Source organism: Nostoc sp., assembly GCF_036917555.1.
Taxonomy (GTDB): Bacteria; Cyanobacteriota; Cyanobacteriia; order Cyanobacteriales; family Nostocaceae; genus Nostoc.
Genome location: NZ_JBALDD010000055.1, coordinates 1 through 20,887, shown reverse-complemented (window position 1 = coordinate 20,887; position 20,887 = coordinate 1). Strand labels below are relative to the sequence as shown.

At 42.7% G+C, this 20,887-nt stretch carries 19 protein-coding genes; 13 read left to right on the top strand and 6 right to left on the bottom strand.

What is annotated here, in order from left to right; translation table 11 throughout:
* Positions 1 to 213: 213 nt before the first annotated feature.
* A complete protein-coding gene (locus V7K60_RS21050) occupies positions 214 to 1,002 on the bottom strand; it encodes an FHA domain-containing protein (protein WP_334928006.1) in 789 nt (262 codons plus the stop codon).
* Positions 1,003 to 1,210: 208 nt separating this feature from the next.
* On the opposite strand from V7K60_RS21050, the gene V7K60_RS21045 reads away from it, so the two are divergent.
* The 4 genes from V7K60_RS21045 (at position 1,211) to V7K60_RS21030 (ending at position 7,161) form a co-directional block, all read left to right on the top strand.
* Complete coding sequence (locus V7K60_RS21045; protein ID WP_334928004.1) at positions 1,211 to 1,729, top strand: hypothetical protein; 519 nt, start codon at positions 1,211 to 1,213, stop codon at positions 1,727 to 1,729.
* A 192-nt stretch (positions 1,730 to 1,921) separates the two neighbouring features.
* A complete protein-coding gene (locus tag V7K60_RS21040; RefSeq protein WP_334928002.1) occupies positions 1,922 to 3,076 on the top strand; it encodes an NAD-dependent epimerase/dehydratase family protein in 1,155 nt (384 codons plus the stop codon).
* A gap of 233 nt (positions 3,077 to 3,309) precedes the next feature.
* A complete protein-coding gene (locus V7K60_RS21035; RefSeq protein ID WP_334928000.1) occupies positions 3,310 to 4,440 on the top strand; it encodes a glycosyltransferase family 4 protein in 1,131 nt (376 codons plus the stop codon).
* Between the two features lie 120 nt (positions 4,441 to 4,560).
* Positions 4,561 to 7,161 (top strand): GAF domain-containing protein, encoded by a 2,601-nt coding sequence (locus V7K60_RS21030; RefSeq protein WP_334927998.1) that lies wholly within the window; start codon positions 4,561 to 4,563, stop codon positions 7,159 to 7,161.
* A gap of 52 nt (positions 7,162 to 7,213) precedes the next feature.
* On the opposite strand, the gene V7K60_RS21025 is transcribed toward V7K60_RS21030, so the two are convergent.
* Positions 7,214 to 7,489 carry a DUF7219 family protein gene (locus tag V7K60_RS21025; RefSeq protein ID WP_334927996.1) on the bottom strand — a complete coding sequence of 92 codons (276 nt, stop codon included), beginning with the start codon at positions 7,487 to 7,489 and terminating at the stop codon, positions 7,214 to 7,216.
* Between the two features lie 636 nt (positions 7,490 to 8,125).
* Between V7K60_RS21025 and purC the strand changes: the two genes are divergently transcribed.
* The 8 genes from purC (at position 8,126) to V7K60_RS20985 (ending at position 17,428) form a co-directional block, all read left to right on the top strand.
* Positions 8,126 to 8,863 carry a phosphoribosylaminoimidazolesuccinocarboxamide synthase gene (gene purC / locus V7K60_RS21020; RefSeq protein ID WP_334927994.1) on the top strand — a complete coding sequence of 246 codons (738 nt, stop codon included), beginning with the start codon at positions 8,126 to 8,128 and terminating at the stop codon, positions 8,861 to 8,863.
* Between the two features lie 175 nt (positions 8,864 to 9,038).
* Positions 9,039 to 11,666, top strand: coding sequence for a BamA/TamA family outer membrane protein (locus V7K60_RS21015; protein ID WP_334927992.1), 2,628 nt, complete (start codon positions 9,039 to 9,041; stop codon positions 11,664 to 11,666).
* 225 nt (positions 11,667 to 11,891) lie between these two features.
* Complete coding sequence (lpxC, locus tag V7K60_RS21010; protein ID WP_334927990.1) at positions 11,892 to 12,740, top strand: UDP-3-O-acyl-N-acetylglucosamine deacetylase; 849 nt, start codon at positions 11,892 to 11,894, stop codon at positions 12,738 to 12,740.
* Positions 12,741 to 12,839: 99 nt separating this feature from the next.
* Positions 12,840 to 13,370 carry a 3-hydroxyacyl-ACP dehydratase FabZ gene (fabZ, locus tag V7K60_RS21005; RefSeq protein WP_334927988.1) on the top strand — a complete coding sequence of 177 codons (531 nt, stop codon included), beginning with the start codon at positions 12,840 to 12,842 and terminating at the stop codon, positions 13,368 to 13,370.
* A gap of 311 nt (positions 13,371 to 13,681) precedes the next feature.
* The gene (gene lpxA, locus V7K60_RS21000) at positions 13,682 to 14,500 is read left to right on the top strand and encodes an acyl-ACP--UDP-N-acetylglucosamine O-acyltransferase (protein WP_194046773.1); all 819 of its coding nucleotides are present in this window, start codon (positions 13,682 to 13,684) and stop codon (positions 14,498 to 14,500) included.
* A 15-nt stretch (positions 14,501 to 14,515) separates the two neighbouring features.
* Entirely contained in the window at positions 14,516 to 14,638 is a 123-nt protein-coding gene (locus V7K60_RS20995; protein ID WP_334927986.1) for a hypothetical protein, read from the top strand.
* Between the two features lie 86 nt (positions 14,639 to 14,724).
* Positions 14,725 to 15,891, top strand: coding sequence for a lipid-A-disaccharide synthase (gene lpxB / locus V7K60_RS20990; RefSeq protein ID WP_334927984.1), 1,167 nt, complete (start codon positions 14,725 to 14,727; stop codon positions 15,889 to 15,891).
* A 283-nt stretch (positions 15,892 to 16,174) separates the two neighbouring features.
* Positions 16,175 to 17,428: a DNA cytosine methyltransferase gene (locus tag V7K60_RS20985; protein WP_442944436.1), complete on the top strand. Its 1,254-nt coding sequence runs from the start codon at positions 16,175 to 16,177 to the stop codon at positions 17,426 to 17,428.
* Positions 17,429 to 17,487: 59 nt separating this feature from the next.
* Here the strand turns inward: V7K60_RS20985 and V7K60_RS35355 are convergent, their stop codons facing one another.
* The 3 genes from V7K60_RS35355 to V7K60_RS20975 form a co-directional block, all read right to left on the bottom strand.
* Positions 17,488 to 17,646 (bottom strand): DUF6887 family protein, encoded by a 159-nt coding sequence (locus tag V7K60_RS35355; protein ID WP_442944442.1) that lies wholly within the window; start codon positions 17,644 to 17,646, stop codon positions 17,488 to 17,490.
* 143 nt (positions 17,647 to 17,789) lie between these two features.
* Entirely contained in the window at positions 17,790 to 18,755 is a 966-nt protein-coding gene (locus V7K60_RS20980) for an aldo/keto reductase (protein ID WP_334927980.1), read from the bottom strand.
* Between the two features lie 43 nt (positions 18,756 to 18,798).
* Positions 18,799 to 18,942, bottom strand: coding sequence for a hypothetical protein (locus tag V7K60_RS20975; protein ID WP_334927978.1), 144 nt, complete (start codon positions 18,940 to 18,942; stop codon positions 18,799 to 18,801).
* Positions 18,943 to 19,000: 58 nt separating this feature from the next.
* On the opposite strand from V7K60_RS20975, the gene V7K60_RS20970 reads away from it, so the two are divergent.
* Positions 19,001 to 19,687 carry a class I SAM-dependent methyltransferase gene (locus V7K60_RS20970; protein WP_334927976.1) on the top strand — a complete coding sequence of 229 codons (687 nt, stop codon included), beginning with the start codon at positions 19,001 to 19,003 and terminating at the stop codon, positions 19,685 to 19,687.
* Between the two features lie 264 nt (positions 19,688 to 19,951).
* On the opposite strand, the gene V7K60_RS20965 is transcribed toward V7K60_RS20970, so the two are convergent.
* On the bottom strand, positions 19,952 to 20,887 hold a 936-nt coding region (locus V7K60_RS20965; RefSeq protein ID WP_334927974.1), incomplete at its 5' end, for an energy transducer TonB family protein.

Below are 20,887 nucleotides of genomic sequence, written 5' to 3'. Positions count from 1 at the left end.
TTTAACGGTCTTACCCGGGTATGTATATCAAGTTATCGGTTCTTTTATTGGTTGTCAAGACGGTAAAACGTTTTAACGTCAGTTTCGTTACATTTATTTACAGTTGAGAGTGAAATGCTGTTTATTGAGTGATTTATCGCTCAATACAAAGCTCACAGAATTAATTTTTGATGGGAATTAGCGATCGCTAAACCAACGATTGTCTAACTTGGCTTACTTTTTAATTATTTGGAGCGTCAGCGGATTAAAGTTGAACACCTTTCCGGTTGTAAACAACTGATATCCACAAGAGATGCCAGCAAATGACGCAAGTATCGAAAAAAGAGACACTGAGCCGATTACAACACCACTGGCGATGAAAAGAGCAATTCCTATGCCAATTAACACCCATCCCAGTTTCTGATTATCGCGCCCACCCCAATTCAGAGCTACTACGCCTCCCATACACAGTAAAATTCCAGGTGTGCTGCGTAAATAAACACTAATATAAATGCTTGTACTTAAAAATGTAATCCCTGCTAGGATTAGCCCTAAACCAATAAGCTTACAGGCAAAAATTACTTGATCTTCTTCTTTAACGATGTTAGGTGCTGTAATTTCTGTTGGCGCGGAGTTTGGTGCAGAATTTTTTGTGGCAGATGCAGAGTGCTGCTGCATCCTAAACATAAAAGTTATTTTGTCTCCCTGTCCAAAGGAAACTTTGTCTCCTGGATGCAATGGACAAAAAACTTGAGGTTGAAGTTTTGCACCATTAATGTATGTACCATTGGAACTGCCCAAGTCGGTGATATAGTATTCATCCCCATTTATCCAAATTTGCGCGTGGATGCGAGATACCACATCCGAATCTGGTAAACCAGAAACGTCAATATCTGGGGGTTTTTGGTCGTTTGGCTTACCGATACAAATTACAGAGAGATTTGGCGGAAATTGCAAAGATGTGTTTGTTTGGAAGTGAAAAAGCTCTAAATTTAGCCGATCTGTCTGAGATACATTGTCCATAGTTTATGTGATAAAACACCTTGTCTGAGCTTCTTCTACCGAGAGTTCAAAAGAGAATGGTGAATATCCTGAATATTATTTAATTTTTAATGAACGCTCTGTCGGTGCATTTCCCGATTCGTGAATAACTCGTAAATTGGCAAAGGTATTGATCTGAGTTTCTGGTATTTCTATAAAATCAGTAACTTTGGCAAAATGTGTGATGTAAATGGCTACTGCTAATAAAATCTGTAGTTTGGGGCGAAGAATTTATCGGTTTGCCGCCAGCGTTAGCGGAGTCGTTGCCCTGTTAATAATGCTGTGGAGTTGTACTGCAAATGATTTTAACACCGGAGCGATCGCCTGGAAAACTTATAGCAACTCCCGTTATGGCTTTGAATTTCCATATCCGAGTAACTGGACTTCTTTAGTAGCCTCAGAAAATGGTGATGGAATTGCGTTTATTTCACCACAGGATAACTCAGTGGAAATTCGCGGGTGGGCGAGTCATCAGCTACCAAACGATCAAGAGTCCGTGAAAAAGATAAAATCCAACTTTCAGACCGTTCAAGGAGTATCTGGGGTGCTGGTTGTAGAAGTCGATCGACGAGCAGGTTCGATGACACTGACGCTAACTCAGAGTCAAGTGAAATACCATTTACAGGGACGGAGTAAAAGCCAAGAATTTCAAAATTACTATCGTTTGTTTTATTACATTGCCCAGCAGTATCGGATTTCAAAGTTTTAATGGGGCATTGGGTATTAGGCATTAGGCATTGGGAGGAGACAGCAAGGGAGAGACTTATTCAATAATTCTTCCTTGTCCCCCTCATCTCCCCACTTCCCATTCCCCTTAAAATCCACATCTCCCCCAGAATGATGATTAAGAGGGTACAGAAACCTGATAGATTTAGCTATCAGCGAGTAAAAACTGGTGAAGATGAAAGTCCTGGTTATTGGTGGTGATGGATATTGCGGTTGGGCAACTGCTCTTTACCTTTCCAATCGAGGTTATGAAGTTGGAATTTTAGATAGTTTGGTGCGGCGGCACTGGGATAATGAACTTGGTGTCGAAACTCTCACTCCGATCGCACTAATTCAACAACGTCTCCAGCGCTGGCAAGATTTGACGGGTAAATCTATCGACTTGTTCATCGGCGATATTACGAATTACGAATTTCTCCAGAAAACATTACATCAATTTCAGCCAAATGCCCTAGTGCATTTTGGTGAACAGCGTTCGGCCCCATTTTCCATGATTGACCGAGAACACGCAGTTCTCACCCAGGTCAATAATGTAGTTGGTACGTTGAACTTACTGTATGCCATGCGGGAAGATTTCCCGGACTGTCATTTGGTGAAGCTGGGGACGATGGGGGAATACGGTACACCCAATATTGATATCGAAGAAGGGTATATCACCATTGAACACAATGGACGCAAGGATACCCTACCTTATCCCAAACAACCCGGTTCAATGTACCATTTAAGCAAAGTTCATGATAGTCATAACATCCACTTTGCTTGCCGGATTTGGGGATTGCGGGCAACAGATTTAAATCAAGGTGTAGTTTATGGCGTCTTAACCGAAGAGACGGGGATAGACGAACTATTGATTAATCGGCTAGATTACGATGGTGTGTTTGGTACAGCACTGAACCGCTTTTGTATTCAAGCAGCTATTGGACATCCGTTAACTGTCTACGGTAAAGGTGGACAAACTCGCGGATTTTTGGATATTCGGGATACAGTAAGATGTGTGGAATTAGCGATCGCTAACCCTGCACAACCAGGTGAATTCCGCGTATTTAACCAATTTACCGAACAATTTAGTGTTGGTGATTTGGCATTGATGGTGAAAAAAGCTGGTAATGCTATCGGATTGAACGTAGAAATCAATCATTTAGATAATCCCAGAGTTGAAAAAGAAGAACATTATTTCAACGCTAAAAATACAAAATTGCTTGATTTAGGTTTACAGCCTCACTTGCTCTCTGATTCTCTCCTCGATTCTCTGTTAAACTTTGCCATCAAGTATCAGACGCGAGTCGATCACAAACAAATTCTGCCTAAAGTCTCTTGGCACAGAAATTAGCGTAAACCCCAGTAAATCGTGGGTCTAAAATTGGTCGTCGTATCTTAGCACAATATGACGACCAAACAGTTATTATTTATCAGGCGTATCGTCCAGCTACTACTAAATTTGCCGTTTACTACAGTGATTTTGACTGGGGAGAGTTGATTACACCACAGCAGAGAGTTTACTCTGTGTTTGATGCCGAAATGCAAGCAAAGCTGAGATTATCTGCCTGGACTGAATAGTTTTTTATGAGAATTGCCCTATTTACCGAAACCTTTTTACCCAAGGTTGACGGCATTGTAACGCGCCTGCGCCATACTGTTGACCATCTCCAGCGCAGTGGTAATCAAGTGTTGGTGATTGCCCCTGATGGAGGCATCACAGAACACAAAGGCGCTAAAGTTTACGGCGTTACTGGCTTTCCTCTGCCATTGTATCCAGAATTGAAAATGGCATTACCTCGCCCAGCCATTGGTTACATCTTAGAAGAGTTTAAGCCTGATATTATTCATGTCGTGAATCCAGCCGTTTTGGGTTTGTCTGGCATATTTTATAGCAAAATCCTCAAAATCCCTTTGGTGGCCTCTTATCATACCCATTTACCCCAATATCTCCAGCATTACGGCTTAGGGATGCTGGAAGGTTTTCTTTGGGAACTGCTCAAAGGCGCTCATAATCAAGCAGCTTTAAATCTGTGTACCTCCACAGCAATGATAGAGGAACTGACAGCACATGGTATTGAACGTGTAGATTTATGGCAGCGTGGGGTGGATACGGAATTATTTCACCCCGATTTAGCTAGTGTAGAGATGCGATCGCGCTTATCAAAAAATCATCCAGAAAGCCCATTGCTACTTTACGTGGGGCGGCTTTCGGCTGAAAAAGAAATTGAGCGCATCAAACCAATTTTAGAAGCAATTCCCCAAGCGCGGTTGGCATTGGTTGGAGATGGGCCGTACCGTCAAGCATTGCAAAAACACTTTGCTGGCACAAACACTTATTTTGTTGGCTATCTTATGGGGCAAGAGTTAGGTTCTGCCTTTGCGAGTGCTGATGCCTTCATCTTTCCTTCCCGTACAGAAACACTAGGCTTAGTACTACTAGAAGCGATGGCTGCTGGCTGTCCCGTGGTAGCAGCCCGTTCCGGGGGAATTCCTGATATTGTGACAGATGGGATAAATGGATATCTTTTTGAGCCAACAGCAGATGTTCAAGGAGCATTAACTGCTACTCTTCGACTCTTAGAACAAAAACAACAACGAGATATCATCCGTCAAAATGCCCGCCAAGAAGCAGAAAGTTGGGGTTGGGCAGCTGCCACCAGGCAGCTACAAGATTACTATCAAAAGGTGATATTTTCTGAACAGTTGACAAAATAAGGGAGTAGGGAGTGGGGAGATGAGGGAGATGAGGGAGCAGGGGGAGCAGGGGGAGAAGAATTAATAACCAATGCCTTATGCCCAAAATCTAAAATTTAAAATCTAAAATCTAAAATTATCATGACACTCCCCAACCCTGGCAGCGTCTTGGCTACATTAACTGAACTGACTCAAGTTAATCGTACTCACGCCCTACTGCATCGCGTCAAAGACTTATCTGTTAATGAATTTGTTTGCTTACTCGACTTTATAACTGCTGAGTTCCAGCAATTTCTGAGAGCTATTGAACTGATCAATAATGAAGCTCTAGAAACTATGTTGGAGAAGGTATTAGAAGCTATCACACTCAAAATTGGTCAAATTCTCCAAGCAGAACACACAGCTATTTTTTTAGTTGACTATGACAAAGGTCAACTGTGGTCAAAAGTTCCTCAAGATAATACCCAAAAATTCTTAGAAATTCGGACTCCCATTACAGTGGGTATCCCTGGCCATGTTGCCAGTACAGGTCAATATCTCAACATATCTGAAACTTCTACTCATCCACTATTTAGCCCAGAACTTGAAAAACAAATGGGCTACAAAATCCGTAATATTTTATGTATGCCCGTTATTAGTAGCAAAAACCAGACTGTAGCGGTAGTGCAACTAGCTAATAAAACTGGGAATGTTCCGTTTAATCATGATGATGAAGAACGTTTTCGAGACTTTGCAGCTTCAATTGGTATTATCCTGGAAAGCTGCCAATCTTTTTATGTAGCGGCTCGTAATCAAAGAGGCGCAACGGCTTTATTGCGGGCAACTCAGACACTAGGGCAAAGTTTAGATTTAGAAGCAACTTTGCAGATAGTCATGGAGCAAGCTCGAATTTTAATGCAAGCAGACCGCAGCACACTGTTTTTATATCGTAAAGAGCTAAACGAACTCTGGACAAAAGTTGCAGTGGCAGCAGATGGCACAAACTTGATAGAAATTCGCATTCCTGCTAACTGTGGCATAGCTGGATATGTAGCTTCCACTGGTGAAGCCTTAAATATTTCTGATGCTTATAAAGACCCCCGCTTTGATCCGAGTACAGATAAGAAAACTGGTTATATAACTCGTAATATCTTATGTTTACCAGTATTTAATTCTGCAAATGAGTTGATTGGCGTTACACAATTAATTAATAAGCAACAAAGTGGTTTTACTGCTTCTGATGAAGAGTTTATGCAGGCTTTTAATAATCAGGCCGGAATTGCCTTAGAAAATGCTCGGCTGTTTGAAAATGTGTTGTTAGAAAAACAGTATCAAAAAGATATTTTACAAAGTCTGTCAGATGCTGTGATTTCTACAGATATGGCAGGACAGATTGTCACGATTAATGATGCAGCCCTAGAGTTGCTGGGTTGTCCGATAGGAGACGCTAATAGTAAGAACAACAAGCTTTTGTGGGAACAAAATTTGATTGGTCGCCTAGTTTGGGAAGTTGTGCCAATTGAAAATCTCCAAATGCGATTAGAAGATAGTCTAAAAACTGGAGCTAAACATTATGTGCCAGAGCAAAGTTTGATGCTGGGACTTTACCAAGTGCTGAGTGAAAATCAGGACGGGCTAAACGCTCCGCTACCGCTAACAGGACTTAGGAATCAGCACTCAATTTTAACACTGCGCGATCGCACTAACCCCGATTTTTTTATTCCCTGGAATCAACCCCTCACTCCCAAATCTGAGTTTTTCACTTCTGATCGGGTACAAATATTAGAGCGCAATATCAATCTTACTGTTAATCCTTTAACTAACCCAGAAGGCGATGTACGCGGTGGTTTGGTCGTGTTAGAAGACATTACTCAGGAAAAACGAATGAAAACTACCATGTCCCGCTACCTGACACCCCATGTAGCTGAACAAGTTATGGCACTGGGGGAAGATGCTTTAATGGTAGGCGAACGCAAGGAAGTAACTATCTTGTTTTCTGATATCCGAGGCTACACAACACTTACGGAAAATCTCGGTGCAGCTGAGGTGGTATTGCTGCTCAATCAGTATTTTGAAACGATGGTGGAAGCGGTTTTTAACCACGAAGGCACTCTCGATAAATTTATTGGTGATGCCTTAATGGCAGTATTTGGTGCGCCGCTACCATTGACAGAAAATCATGCTTGGAGGGCTGTGCAGTCAGCGTTAGATATGAGACGCCGCTTAGAGGAATTTAACCAACGGCGAATTATCCAGGCGCAGCCACAAATTCGTATTGGCATTGGAATTAGTTCTGGGGATGTGGTTTCGGGTAATATTGGTTCCCGCAAACGGATGGATTACACCGTAATTGGAGATGGTGTAAATTTAAGTTCGCGCTTGGAAGCGGTAACTAAGGATTATGGTTGTGATATTCTTTTAAGTGAATTTACTTATCAATTGTGCAGCGATCGCATTTGGGTGCGCCAGTTAGATAAAATTCGCGTCAAAGGGAAACACCAGGCAGTTAATATCTACGAGTTAATTGGCGATCGCAATACCCCTCTAGATGCCAACACTCAAGAGTTTTTATTTCATTATCATACTGGACGCGTCGCTTATTTATCGCGCAACTTCTCACAAGCGATCGCTTGTTTCGAGTCCGCCAAATTCATCCAATCCCAAGACCAAGCTGTTAATATCCACTTAGAGCGTGCGCGTAATTACCAACAAACGCCGCCTCCCGAGTCCTGGGATGGTGTCTGGACAATGGTTACTAAGTAGTCAAGTCATTTGTCATTGGTCATTTGTCAGTTCCCAATGCCCCATGCCCCATTTAGTCTTTAGTCTCTCCCTGATCATCCTGAAACGGAGCTTCGCCAATTCCTAGCTCTTTTTTTGAGCGTTTCAACTGTTTCCACAGTTCCTTTATTTGTTCGTAAGCTGTATCTGGAGGCACTTTTCCACCTGTTTCTAAGTTGCAAATGTAACTTACGCGTTGAGCAAATTCCTGTAGATTTGCATTAAAAACCAAGTTTTCTGGCTTTACCTGACCATAGTAGCGACCGCGAGGGAAGAGAAAATCATCCTTGTTCACTATTTTTTTGTCCATTTATTCAATTCACCTTGTGTTTGGGGTTCTGAAGCTGAATCACTAGCAAACCTAATCTTTCTTTTTGTCAGATTGGGGTAAATCAGATCATCCAACTCCTTTCCCAATTGGTGATGCAGAAATTGGTTGATTTAGATTTTGATACTAGAGGATAAAGCTTAAAATACTTTGTGTTGTAAATATTACAAAAAACTTTGCGCTAACTTACTAGAGAAAATATTTGATTTCCCTCCCTGTTCTAAATTTATCTCATCTTAATTTATAAAGTTCAAATTGTAATTAGCTTTAGTCAAAACCTTGAGGTACAAATTATTATCACATACCAGTATGTCTTAGTAACTTTATTTTACGAAAATAATTATAATCCTGATAGTAAAACTACTTAGCCAAATATCCTATATACAAAGCAAATTGTCCTCTATTAAAAGTTAGAGATTTAGTTCTAAATCTTTGGCAACTGGCTATTAAGCAGCGATTATGCAGAGAAAATTGGGCTGGGTATTGGTTATTAATTTTTTATCCTACCCCTGCTTCCTCTTAAATAGTCACCAATAGCTAATAGTTAATAACTAAAGATAAAATGGTGAAGCCTCAAAGGACAACTTTTGTCCATCGCCTAAAACTTTACCTGCCACCATGTCTGTTAATTCCAAGTTATACGAAGGCAAAGCGAAAATTCTTTATACAACGGACGATCCAGAAGTCTTGTTGGCTGATTTTAAGGACGATGCCACAGCATTTAACGCCCAAAAGCGTGGCAACATCGAAGGGAAAGGAAAAATTAATTGTAGCATTTCCAGCCAGCTTTTTAAACAGTTGGAGGCAAATGGTATAAAGACTCACTTTCTCGACAGCCCTGCCCCGAATCAAATGCGGGTGAGAGCTGTAAAGATTTTACCCTTAGAAGTAGTGATCAGAAATATTGCTGCTGGCAGTCTGTGTCAGCAAACAGGTTTACCAGTGGGTACAATTCTGAAACAGCCTTTGGTTGAGTTTTATTACAAAAACGATCAATTAGGAGATCCTTTGTTGACAGGCGATCGCCTGTACCTCCTAGAACTAGCGACTGCGGAACAAGTAGACGCAATTACACATCTAGCATTGCAAATCAATGAATTTCTCAATAACTTTTGGCAGCGGTGTGGCATTACCCTAGTAGACTTCAAACTAGAGTTTGGTTTGGACTCACAACAGCAGTTGCTCTTGGCAGATGAAATTAGCCCTGACACCTGCCGTTTGTGGGATACCGCAGAAAAAGACTCAAATCGGCGGGTAATGGACAAAGATCGCTTTCGCCGAGACTTAGGAAATGTAGAGGATGCCTACCAGGAGGTTTTACAAAGAGTGCTAAAAGCAGTAGAAACTATAAGTTAACCAGGTAAAAACCAAAAGATCAGAAGGAATTATATTTAACTTTTGCCTTTTGCCTTTTGCCTTGTAAAGTAAAAAAGCAAAAGAAAAAAATTATGTTTCGAGTTTTACCTTTGGCATAAGGGCATTATTGCCTTGTGATGGTGTGTGTGTGGTCGTGAAGAGGAATATAAGTAAAATGCGTTTATCTCCCGTATTGCTGGCAGCAGTAGCAATTGCAGCCCCTTTGGGTGGCTCATTGAGTGCGAATGCAGAAACCGCCAACAATTCTAAACAGACAACAGAAGTTTTGACACTAGAAACAAATCAGCAGCCAGAAAAGGACACTGGTCAGGTTAACTCTAGTAAAAGTCTAAAATCTCAACCTAAATCTACAGCAACTATAGAGGCAGAGCGTCCCCAATCCCGTGTCGTCGCCATTTACCCTGCCAACCCAGCAGCGATGCCTGCGGCGGGCTACGCCTACGCGACCTCAAAGGTAATTGTGCCAACCTCCACAACGCCAACAACTGCACAAACCCCTCAAATTAATCCCAGTCCTACTCAACAGCCGTCTCCGGCTCCAGACATTCCACCACCAGAAATTCAACAACCAACGCCTTCCCCAACTCTTGAGACTACTCCAGTTCCAGAAAATGTAAATCCACCGACAACGGAACCTTTATTACCCACAACTCCAGAACCATCAGCGACTCCAGATATTCCCCCCCCAGCTAGTCCACAAAGAACACCTACGTTATTCCCAGGCGCTACTCCCAATCCGCAGAATGTTAATCCACCGACAACTCCGGGCAATACTCCATTCCCAGGCGCTACTCCCAATCCGCAGAATGTTAATCCACCGACAACTCCGGGCAATACTCCATTCCCAGGCGCTACTCCCAGTCCGCAGAATGTTAATCCACCGACAACTCCGGGCAATACTCAACCCAACACAGCCCCAGAAGCCAATGACCCCCGCGTACTAGTATCGGAAGTAGTAGTTAGATCCCAGGCTGGCCAATTATCACCAGAACTAGAAAGCCAAGTTTATAGAGTAATTCGTACCCAACCAGGACAAACAACAACTCGCAGCCAACTGCAAGAAGATATTAACGCCATCTTTGGTACTGGCTTCTTCTCCAACGTCCAAGCAGCGCCAGAAGATACCCCCTTGGGAGTGCGGGTGAGCTTTGTTGTGCAGCCTAACCCCGTCCTCAGCAAAGTAGAAGTGCAAGCTAATCCTGGCACTGGTGTCACTTCTGTACTACCAGCTAACACTGTGGATGAAGTCTTTCGGGAACAGTATGGCAAAATCCTCAACTTGCGCGACTTGCAAGAAGGCATCAAGCAGTTAAACAAGCGGTATCAAGATCAAGGTTACGTCCTAGCCAACGTGATTGGAGCGCCACAAGTCTCTGAAAGCGGAGTTGTTACCTTACAAGTAGCAGAAGGGGTAGTAGAGAATATTAGAGTCCGGTTCCGCAATAAAGATGGTCAGGAGACAGACGAAAAGGGACAACCAATTCGGGGACGGACACAGGATTACATCATTACACGAGAAGTGGAGTTGAAGCCAGGACAAGTATTCAATCGCAACACAGTGCAAAAAGACTTACAGCGCGTGTATGGACTGGGACTGTTTGAAGATGTGAATGTGTCCCTTGACCCTGGTACTGACCCCAGCAAGGTGGATGTAGTCGTGAATGTAGCTGAACGCAGCAGTGGTTCTATTGCGGCTGGGGCAGGGATTAGTTCTGCTAGCGGACTTTTTGGAACAGTTAGCTATCAACAACAAAACCTGAACGGTAGGAACCAAAAACTGGGGACAGAAATACAGGTGGGAGAACGGGAACTGCTGTTTGACGTGCGGTATACCGACCCCTGGATCGCAGGAGATCCTTACCGGACTTCCTACACAACCAATATTTTCCGCCGCAGTTCTATTTCGTTGATTTTTGATGGTCAAGATGAAGACATTAGGACGTTTAATCCAGATAATCCCACTGATGTAGATTCTCAGGATCGCCCCCGGATTCTCCGTCTAGGTGGTGGTGTCACCTTTACCCGTCCCTTGTCTGCCAATCCTTATAAAACTTCTGTCTGGACTGCTTCAGCGGGTTTACAGTATCAACGAGTTTCCGCCCGTGATGCTGATGGCGATCTTAGAAAAACAGGAGCGGTATTTGATGATGATAATGGAAACCGCATCAGTGATGAAATTCCATTGACCCTCTCTAGCGGCGGTCAAGACGATTTACTACTGTTTCAAGTAGGGGCACAGCGTGATCTCCGTAATAACCCCCTGCAACCCACTAGTGGTTCTTATCTCCGCTTTGGAGTCGATCAGTCAGTCCCTGTGGGGCTAGGCAACATTTTCCTCACCAGATTCCGGGGTAGCTATAGCCAATATTTACCCATAAAGTTGATTAGCCTTAGCAAAGGGGCACAAACCTTAGCATTTAACCTGCAAGCAGGAACCATTCTCGGTGACTTGCCTCCCTACGAAGCTTTTACCCTTGGGGGTAGCAACTCCGTCCGGGGTTATGAAGAAGGAGCATTAGGTAGTGGACGCTCTTATGTGCAAGCATCAGTTGAGTATCGGTTTCCAGTTTTTTCAGTAGTTAGTGGCGCACTATTTTTTGATCTCGGCAGTGACCTGGGAACTAGTACTAGGGCTGCTGAAGTGTTGAACAAAAATGGCAGTGGCTATGGTTATGGTCTTGGCGTTCGCGTCCAGTCTCCACTGGGGCCAATTCGGATTGATTACGGTATCAACGATGATGGTGATAGCCGGATTAATTTCGGGATTGGCGAAAGATTTTAACTTGTCATTAGTGATTGGTCATTGGTGATTGGTCATTGGTGATTGGTGAATCACAAAGGACAAAGGACAAATGACAATTATCTTTTTTGGATTAGCTTGCTAATTTTTACATTTACCTCAATACTGTTCCGGTAAGGGGATTAATGACATTTTTAGGGGAATATCAGGGATTTTACCAAAATAGACGATGAACAATACTAAAGGAAATATATTAACTTTTCGGCTATGCGACAGCACACTCTAGCAGCCCAAATCACCCAAACAGGGGTGGGACTGCATAGCGGTGTGAATACCCAAGTGCGGATACTACCAGCTGAGGCGGGAAGTGGACGCTACTTTGTGCGAGTGGATTTACCGGATTTGCCGATAATTCCAGCCCAAGTTGCGGCAGTTAGTCACACTGTTCTCTCAACTCAGTTGGGTAAGGGTGAGATATATGTTCGCACGGTAGAGCATTTGTTGGCAGCACTTTCGAGTATGGGCGTGGATAATGCCCGAATTGAAATTGATGGACCAGAAATCCCACTTTTAGATGGTTCAGCAAGTGTGTGGACAGCCAATATTGCCCAAGTTGGCTTAGTCTCACAACCCGTTAACAACCAAGTTCCCTTGACTATTACAGAACCCTTATGGGTTTATCAAGAAGATGCCTTTGTATGTGCCCTTCCAGCACCAGAAACCCGCTTTAGTTACGGTATTGATTTTGACCTGCCTGCTATTGGTAATCAATGGTATAGTTGGTCACTAACTGCTGAACGAGGAAAAGCTTCTGCTAGCTTTGCTGCGGAAATTGCTCCTGCTCGTACTTTTGGGTTACTGCATCAAATTGAACACTTACAAAAAACAGGGTTAATTAAAGGTGGCAGTTTAGATAATGCACTCGTTTGTGGCCCAGAAGGCTGGCTAAATCCACCGTTGAGATTTGCAAATGAGCCAGTCCGTCATAAAATCTTGGATTTAGTAGGAGATTTGAGTTTACTAGGGACTTTTCCTCGTGCTCATTTTTTAGCGTATAAAGCCAGTCATAATTTACACATTCAACTGGCTCAGAGAATTTTAGATTTGGGATTTTAGATTTTAGATTGAAGTTAAAGCTTAAAATCCAGGATTATTAAGGCTTTGGATATACGCCTGCCTACTCAACTTTTAGATAAAAAATCTACTACACGGCCAATGTCAATCCTTACTGAAGTGAATACCATCGATACGACTACACCTACATCTACCGAAACACAGGCGATAAATGAGATTACAATCAGTTCTGAGATTAAAACAACTTTTACATCTGAAGAAATTCAGAAATTGCTACCCCACCGCTACCCATTTTTACTTGTAGACAAAATAATTGACTACGTGCCAGGTAAAAAAGCTATTGGGGTTAAAAATGTCACTATCAATGAACCGCATTTTCAAGGGCATTTCCCTGAACGTCCACTGATGCCAGGGGTGCTAATTGTTGAAGCAATGGCACAAGTTGGGGGCATTGTCCTAACTCAAATGTCTTCAGTCGAAGGCGGACTGTTCGTCTTTGCTGGTATCGATAAAGTCCGCTTTCGCCGCCAGGTTGTGCCGGGGGATCAACTAGTAATGACGGTGGAACTGTTATGGGTAAAACAACGTCGTTTCGGTAAGATGCAAGGTCGTGCCGAAGTTGATGGTCAACTTGCTTGTGAAGGGGAATTAATGTTTTCTTTAGTTAGCTAAAAGTTTGCTTTCGTGGTATGGGTATAGCCGTGAAATGCCCCTACTGAATCCTGAAACAGGATAACAGTTAAAAAATCCACAACAGCATCTGAATAATTTCTTGATTTTCGCCGCCCTCTCTACGAGACGCACTCACAAACACATTTAACTTGCTTTGCCCGACACTTTCGTTCACTGAAATATTTCACGCTCAACAACGCCAGTCGCCTCAATGGGGCGGTAGTCGGTACAACTCTCTTAACCAGAGTAACGCGCTGCCTCAAAAACCCCGCCTGGCGCTGGATTATTAAGACAGTTCTGGAGATTCACCCTTGAAAACGCTAATTCATCCAACTGCTGTAATTCATCCGAAATCGGAACTCCACCATACAGTGCAAGTCGGTGCCTATGCTGTGATTGGAGCGCATGTAAAAGTGGGCCCTGAAACAATAATCGGCGCTCATGCAGTGCTAGAGGGGCCTTGTGAAATTGGGGCGCAAAATCAGATTTTTACAGGTGCAGCCATCGGTATGGAACCCCAGGATCTGAAGTTTGTAGGAGAACCAACCTGGGTCAAAATTGGTGATAACAACTTGATTCGTGAGTACGTTACGATTAACCGCGCTACCGGTGCTGGTGAAGCGACGGTAATTGGCGATGGCAACCTGCTAATGGCTTATGTCCATGTGGCTCATAACTGCGTGATTGAAGACCAAGTAGTGATTGCTAACTCTGTGGCGTTGGCTGGTCATGTCCATATAGAGTCACGCGCTAGGCTAAGTGGGGTTTTAGGTGTACATCAATTTGTGCATATTGGTAGACAAGCAATGGTGGGAGGTATGGCACGTATTGACCGGGATGTAGCCCCATATATGCTGGTGGAGGGAAATCCAGCGCGGGTGCGAACCCTGAACCTTGTGGGACTCAAACGGTCTGGTATGGACTCAGCAGATTTACAAATGCTGAAAAAAGCTTTCCGCATTCTCTACCGTTCTGATTTGTCTTTTAAAGATGCTTTGGAACAGTTGGAATTGTTAGGAGATAGCGAAGAATTGCAGCATCTGCGACGCTTCCTGCTACTTTCTCAGATGCCTGGAAGACGTGGCTTGATTCCCAGTAAAGGGAAAAAAGGCGCAAGTGATGAATCGTAAGATGTAAGATATATCATGTTTGTCGAATTACCCATAAGCACCCTACCCCCAACCCTTTCTGCAAGCCAAGAAGGGAGCAAAAGTGTAGCTGGGGGATGGAGTTATGAGGAATTGTGGTTAATTGCCCAGACATCATAATTTATGAGTTATGAGTTGATGAATTAAATTTTTAACTCCTCACTCCTAACTCCTAACTCCTAGTTTTTACTATTACCAATTATCAAATGCGGATATTTATCAGCACTGGCGAAGTATCTGGCGATTTACAAGGATCGCTACTAATTTCAGCGCTGAAGCGTCAAGCTGTGGCGATTGGGTTGGAATTAGAGATTGTGGCGCTGGGTGGCGAAAAAATGGTAGAGGCTGGGGCAACTCTGTTGGGAAATACCAGTAGTATTGGCTCAGTGGGTATTCAAGAAGGGCTGCCTTATGTTTTACCGACTCTCCAGGTGCAACGACGGGCGATCGCTTTCTTAAAACAAAATCCACCTGACTTAGTGGTGCTAATCGATTATATGACTCCCAATCTGGAAATTGGGACTTATATGAAACAGCAATTACCAGATGTGCCTGTGGTGTATTACATCGCTCCCCAAGAGTGGGCTTGGTCAATAAGTTTGCGTAGAACTAAGCGGATTGTTGGTTTTACAGATAAGCTGTTGGCAATCTTCCCACAAGAAGCTCGTTACTTTCGTGAAAAAGGCGCAAAAGTTAGTTGGGTAGGACACCCTTTGGTTGACCGAATGCAAGATGCTCCTAGTAGGGAAGCAGCTCGTGCAACATTAGGGATTGCTCCAGAAGAAATTGCGATCGCACTCCTCCCCGCCTCTCGCCGCCAAGAACTAAAATATCTTTTACCAATTATTTTTCAAGCTGCCCAAACTATTCAAGCTAAATTACCTGAAGTTCGTTTCTGGATTCCCCTGTCACTAGAAGCTTATAGACAGCCAATTGAAGAAGCTATTGAGCGTTACGGTTTACGGGCTACAGTTCTATCAAGTCAACAAAAGGAAGTTTTTGCCGCTGCTGATTTAGCCATTAGCAAATCTGGTACTGTCAATCTAGAACTTGCTCTGTTAAATGTGCCACAGGTTGTAGTTTATCGCCTCAGTCGTCTGACTGCCTGGATAGCTCGGAAAATCCTCAAAGGTTCAATAACCTTCGCATCGCCACCTAATTTAGTAGTGATGAAGCCGATTGTGCCAGAATTTTTACAAGAGCAAGCCACACCAGAAAATATTATCCAAGCAGCGATGGAACTGCTACTCAATCCCAGTCGCAGAGAGCAAACTTTGCTAGATTATGAAGAAATGCGGCAAAGTTTAGGAGAAGTTGGGGTTTGCGATCGCGCTGCTCAAGAAATTTTGCAAATGCGACCAAATAATTCGTAATGACGCTCTCTACGTTCGCGCAGCGTGTCGCAGACAGACGCTAAAAGCGTAGCTTGCAACTCTTACAGAGTACGCGAACTCGCTACCGCTACGTTCGCAGAGCGTCTCGTAGAGAAGACAGGAATTCGTAATTTGTAATTGAAAATAGATAATCAATCAGTTTATTTATGAATAAAATAAGTGTAAAACACCTGTTTTTACTAGAACCCGCATTTATCCGCGCGTTAATTACGAATTACGAATTATAAATTACGAATTAGATTGGGGTGTCATGGCTTATGAGATGAAAAAACAAAGAGCGATCGCAGTTGACTTATTCGCTGGTGCGGGCGGTATGACTCTTGGCTTTGAGCAAGCTGGTTTTGATGTGCTAGCGTCTGTGGAAATCGACCCGATCCACTGTGCAACACATGAGTTTAACTTCCCTTATTGCTCAGTGCTATGTAAAAGCGTTGTGGATACAACCGGGGAAGAAATTAGGAATCGATCTGAGATTGGCGATCGCGAAATTGATGTGGTTATTTGTGGCTCTCCATGTCAAGGATTTTCCTTAATTGGTAAACGGGCTGTTGATGATCCCCGGAACTCTTTGGTGTTTCACTTTCATCGGCTGGTTTTTGAGCTAAAACCAAAATTTTTTGTGATGGAAAACGTCCGGGGGATTACAGTTGGTGAACATAAACAAATCCTCCAAATCTTAATTAGCGAATTTAAAATATCTGGCTATAAAGTAGAAGAAAATTACCAAATTCTCAACGCTGCAAATTACGGAGTACCACAGTCCCGTGAGAGATTATTTCTTATAGGCGCAAGGGAGGATATAGAGTTACCGAAATATCCTCAGCCGATTACTAAACAAGCTTTGCTAAATAATTTAAATTCTAAAAAAATATTTGATATTCCATTGAGTCCTACAGTATGGGATGCAATTGGAGATTTACCTGAAATAGAAAAATATCCAGAGTTACTAACAAGAGATTGGGTTGTGGCAGAATACGAAAAGCCTAGTAACTATGCTCTTGTGCTTCGTGGTATCAGACACCTAGATGATGATTATTCTTACAAACGAGAATATGATTTGCGAATACTTTCTTCAAGTTTAAGAACAAAACATTCTACGGAAACTATTCAACGTTTTCAGGAGACTCAACAAGGCGAGAGAGAAAAAATTAGTCGTTTTTATAAGCTGCATCCTGCTGGTGTCTGTAATACTTTAAGAGCCGGAACAGACAAGTATAGGGGTTCTTTCACATCTCCGAGACCGATTCATCCATCTACGCCGCGCTGTATCACCGTCAGGGAAGCGGCGAGATTGCATTCTTACCCCGATTGGTTTAGATTTCATGTAACCAAATGGCACGGATTTCGACAAGTCGGTAACTCTGTACCACCGTTACTAGCAAAGGCTGTAGCGGGAGAAATTATTCGCAGTTTGAATATTTCGCCTTTTAAGCCGAGTTTGGGATACAAGTTGGCAGAGGAGAAGCTATTACAATTTAATATGTCGCACGCAGCACAATTCTATCAGTGTGATTAGTAAGTTGTAATATCTGCAAGATTTCACTATCTGAACCTATCGTCAAACCTTTCAACTGATTAGACAGCCTCTCCACTACTACCCAGTTTTTTCTTGAGTATCTCTTCCATTTGCCTCAAATCCTCGTTAGTCTCAGGAAATGGATATCTTGGACTATTAGGATTTCCCCGTCTGATTAATGCTTCAATCGCTTCATCATCTTGACGATGAGCTAAAATATATGCTCTAAGTTATTGTCGGGACATTTTACTAAAGTTGGGCTTCGTCATTGTTAAACCCCCATTGACCATTGTCCACCATACAATTTGGCTTGATTTGATAGTTTGCTGTTTGATTTGGGCATTTTTTATTACGGGCTGTACTAAGTCCAAGCACGGAAGAATGTACTATCTTGCCAGATATTAGCAGCCGCCAGTGCGATCGCTGTCAATTCTTGCTCCTTCAGAGGTACAAAAGCCCGCGCTATCTTGACATTATCCTCTAATTGTGCAACTGTCTCTGCTGCAATCACGCAACAATGAACTCCAGGCTGAGACAGTGTGTAACCTAAAGCTTCCTCCATACCTGTCAACCCACCTGATTTAAACAGCCGACCATAAGCCGGGACTTTCATCGCAATCACACCGACATTTTTTTCTTGAGCAACTGGTAAAACTACCGGGATAAATGGACGTGGGTGGTGTTTGTCAGCGGCATTCACAGGAATCAGTGTAGTGTGGAAAGGATAGCGACGTAACCCTTCGGCAATTACTTGAGGGTCGTGATGTCCGGTAATACCAGCGAAACGCACCAATTTTTGTTGTATGGCTTCTTCTAAAGCTTTAATTGCACCAGATGGACTAAAGATGGTGTCGAGTTCTTCGGAAAAAGAAACGTGATGCAACTGCCACAAATCGAGATAATCTGTATTGAGACGTTTAAGCGATCGCTCCAATTCTCGCCATGCTCCATCCCGATCTCTTTTATCGGTCTTGCTTGCTAGAAACAGCTTTGAGCGATGAGGTGGTAGCACTTTGCCTAAATAATCTTCACTCGGCCCGTAACTAGGTGCTGTATCAAAGTAGCGAATGCCAAGTTCCAGCGCTCTTTGAATAATTGCCGTAGCATCACCCTCTTTTCCTTCCCAAGATAGTGGCGTTTGTCCTGCTCCTCCTAACCCAAAGATCGGGAGTTTTACTTCTGTCCGTCCGAGTAACCGTTCTGGGATAGTTGCTGGCGGTGTTGCGGTGTTGGTAGTATTTTGCTGTAAAGCATTAGTTGCCACAATACCTCCAGTCACAGCAATGCTGGTAATTAGGAAATTACGCCGTGTCTTTCCTTGTGTCATGATTGGCTTCGGGGGCGAAATTACTATTATTGTAATATCTTAACTAGGGAGAATTAATCTGAGAAAGCAAAATTACTGATAGATCAGGAACACTCCGAAAGCGGTGATCATTGGTTAGAAAAGTAGAGCATTGAGTCAACAGTGCTAGGGTTCCCGGACTACCATCACCATATTTAAGCTTGCTCATAATCTTTGGAAGTGAGTGATACATTAAGTACTAATGCTAGAAATATCGCTGAGAAAAAATGAAAGACAGTTCTACTCAACAACCGGAAACTACTATTGATGTTGATGCAACTTCAGGTGCAGCTGTTTACAATAAATCACTTTTGATGATTTATGATTTTTTTGTATTAGGTTTATCAAATACTTTTTTCTGGAAATGCCCAACTAAATTAATTCTTAGTTTTTATAACCAACACGTATCGGCTAAACATCTAGATGTTGGGGTAGGAAGTGGCTATTTTTTAGACAATTGCCAGTTTTCCAACCCTAATCCTATTATTACTTTAGTTGATTTAAATCCCAATGCTCTCGAATATACTGCACAGCGGATACATCGATACAAACCAACTATTTTACTTGCTAATATTTTCCAACCATTACCTTCAGCATTAACTTTTGATTCAATTGGAATTAACTACTTATTGCATTGTCTTCCTGGTCATAGCATATTGGATAAAGCTGTGGTTTTCAGAAATCTTAAAACTTTGCTAAATGATGGCGGTGTAATCTTTGGAACAACCATTCTTGGCAAAGGAGTATTACACAATCTGTTTGCCCGACAATTAATGCGTACATATAATGCTAAAGGAATATTTGGCAATACAAATGATACTCGCAAAGATTTAGAAACAATTCTCAAAGAAAACTTTCGTACTTATGATATCCGTATTGTAGGTTGTGTTGCTTTTTTTGTGGGATGCAAGTAAATAATCGTGACGTATTCGCTGCTTATAAAACCAGTTTAGGCTTTATTTGGGTTTAATTTTTGTCTAAGTCCCGTTAAGAAAGTAAATTTTCACTCATATTAAGTTAGGAGAGTATTGCTACTCTCCTTTTGTTTTTGCTTAAATCTGCTCAAATTAATGCCCAAATAATAGCCTGTATGAAACCAAAAACTTCGATTCAGGTCGCTATTTAACGTTAAGGTCAAGTCGGTATAATACATGATTGGATTAATTGCTTATCTGTTGTTAGCCACCGTCCCCTGATAAATTTAGCTGCCCATAGACATTGATATCAAATGTAAATTGAATATGGATCTGATTACTGGTATATCCTGTGGGTAAACGCGCAAAGGGTGCAGATCGCTGTATAGCGTTGAGCGCCGCTTGATCAGTGACGCTGAATCCAGAGGTTTGTGCGAGCTGGAGATTGCTTAGTTGCCCGGAACGGTTAATAGTGAAGTTAAGCACTGTTCGCCGGGAAGACTGGCTCACTTCTGGTAGCCACTGCTGCTTGACTTGTTGCTGTAGTTGGTTTAAGTAAGAGGTGATATCTAAATCTTGACTGCTGGCATCAATACCGGAAGTCGCTTGGTTATCTCGGTTGGAATTAGGTAAGGCTGCCAGATAATCACCGCTAAAATTCCGACTAGATACACTCTGAGTACCACCCAGCAAGCTTGCTGCACCTGTTTTCCGAGATGATTGAGCTCTATACGGTGTTCGCCCACTTAAGAGTGTTCTCGACTGGCCTAATTTCTTAGGATTGGGTACTGGTGATGTAATAGCAGGTGCAAGCGCTGTTTTTCGGGTTAGGGCTGGCGGTGGTGTGGTATTAGGCGCTACTGTTATTTTTTTAGGTTTGGGTGCTAATGGTATAGTTGCTCTTTTGATCGCAGTTGGCTGAACTTTGGGTGCTGGTGGTATAGTTGCTTTTGCGATCGCAGTTGGCTGAACTTTGGGTGCTAATGGTATAGTTGGTCTTTTGATCGCAGTTGGCTCAACTTTGGGTGTTGATGGTATAGTTGGTCTTGCGATCGCAGTTGGCTCAACTTTGGGTGCTGATGGTATAGTTGCTCTTTTGATCGCTGTTGGCTCAACTTTGGGTGTTGTTGGTATAGTTGCTTTTGCGATCACAGTTGGCTCAACTTTGGGTGCTGATGGTATAGTTGGTCTTGCGATCGC

Excerpts from the sequence above, each read along its gene's own strand:
- V7K60_RS20975 (WP_334927978.1), bottom strand. The coding sequence starts at position 18,942 with ATGAGCAAGCTTAAATATGGTGATGGTAGTCCGGGAACCCTAGCACTG.
- V7K60_RS21045 (WP_334928004.1), top strand. The coding sequence starts at position 1,211 with ATGGCTACTGCTAATAAAATCTGTAGTTTGGGGCGAAGAATTTATCGG.
- V7K60_RS21025 (WP_334927996.1), bottom strand. The coding sequence starts at position 7,489 with ATGGACAAAAAAATAGTGAACAAGGATGATTTTCTCTTCCCTCGCGGT.
- lpxB (WP_334927984.1), top strand. The coding sequence starts at position 14,725 with ATGCGGATATTTATCAGCACTGGCGAAGTATCTGGCGATTTACAAGGA.
- V7K60_RS20980 (WP_334927980.1), bottom strand. The coding sequence starts at position 18,755 with ATGACACAAGGAAAGACACGGCGTAATTTCCTAATTACCAGCATTGCT.
- V7K60_RS21030 (WP_334927998.1), top strand. The coding sequence starts at position 4,561 with ATGACACTCCCCAACCCTGGCAGCGTCTTGGCTACATTAACTGAACTG.
- lpxC (WP_334927990.1), top strand. The coding sequence starts at position 11,892 with ATGCGACAGCACACTCTAGCAGCCCAAATCACCCAAACAGGGGTGGGA.
- V7K60_RS21040 (WP_334928002.1), top strand. The coding sequence starts at position 1,922 with ATGAAAGTCCTGGTTATTGGTGGTGATGGATATTGCGGTTGGGCAACT.
- V7K60_RS21015 (WP_334927992.1), top strand. The coding sequence starts at position 9,039 with ATGCGTTTATCTCCCGTATTGCTGGCAGCAGTAGCAATTGCAGCCCCT.
- V7K60_RS21050 (WP_334928006.1), bottom strand. The coding sequence starts at position 1,002 with ATGGACAATGTATCTCAGACAGATCGGCTAAATTTAGAGCTTTTTCAC.
- fabZ (WP_334927988.1), top strand. The coding sequence starts at position 12,840 with ATGTCAATCCTTACTGAAGTGAATACCATCGATACGACTACACCTACA.
- V7K60_RS20985 (WP_442944436.1), top strand. The coding sequence starts at position 16,175 with ATGAAAAAACAAAGAGCGATCGCAGTTGACTTATTCGCTGGTGCGGGC.
- purC (WP_334927994.1), top strand. The coding sequence starts at position 8,126 with ATGTCTGTTAATTCCAAGTTATACGAAGGCAAAGCGAAAATTCTTTAT.
- V7K60_RS20995 (WP_334927986.1), top strand. The coding sequence starts at position 14,516 with ATGTTTGTCGAATTACCCATAAGCACCCTACCCCCAACCCTTTCTGCA.
- V7K60_RS20970 (WP_334927976.1), top strand. The coding sequence starts at position 19,001 with ATGAAAGACAGTTCTACTCAACAACCGGAAACTACTATTGATGTTGAT.
- V7K60_RS21035 (WP_334928000.1), top strand. The coding sequence starts at position 3,310 with ATGAGAATTGCCCTATTTACCGAAACCTTTTTACCCAAGGTTGACGGC.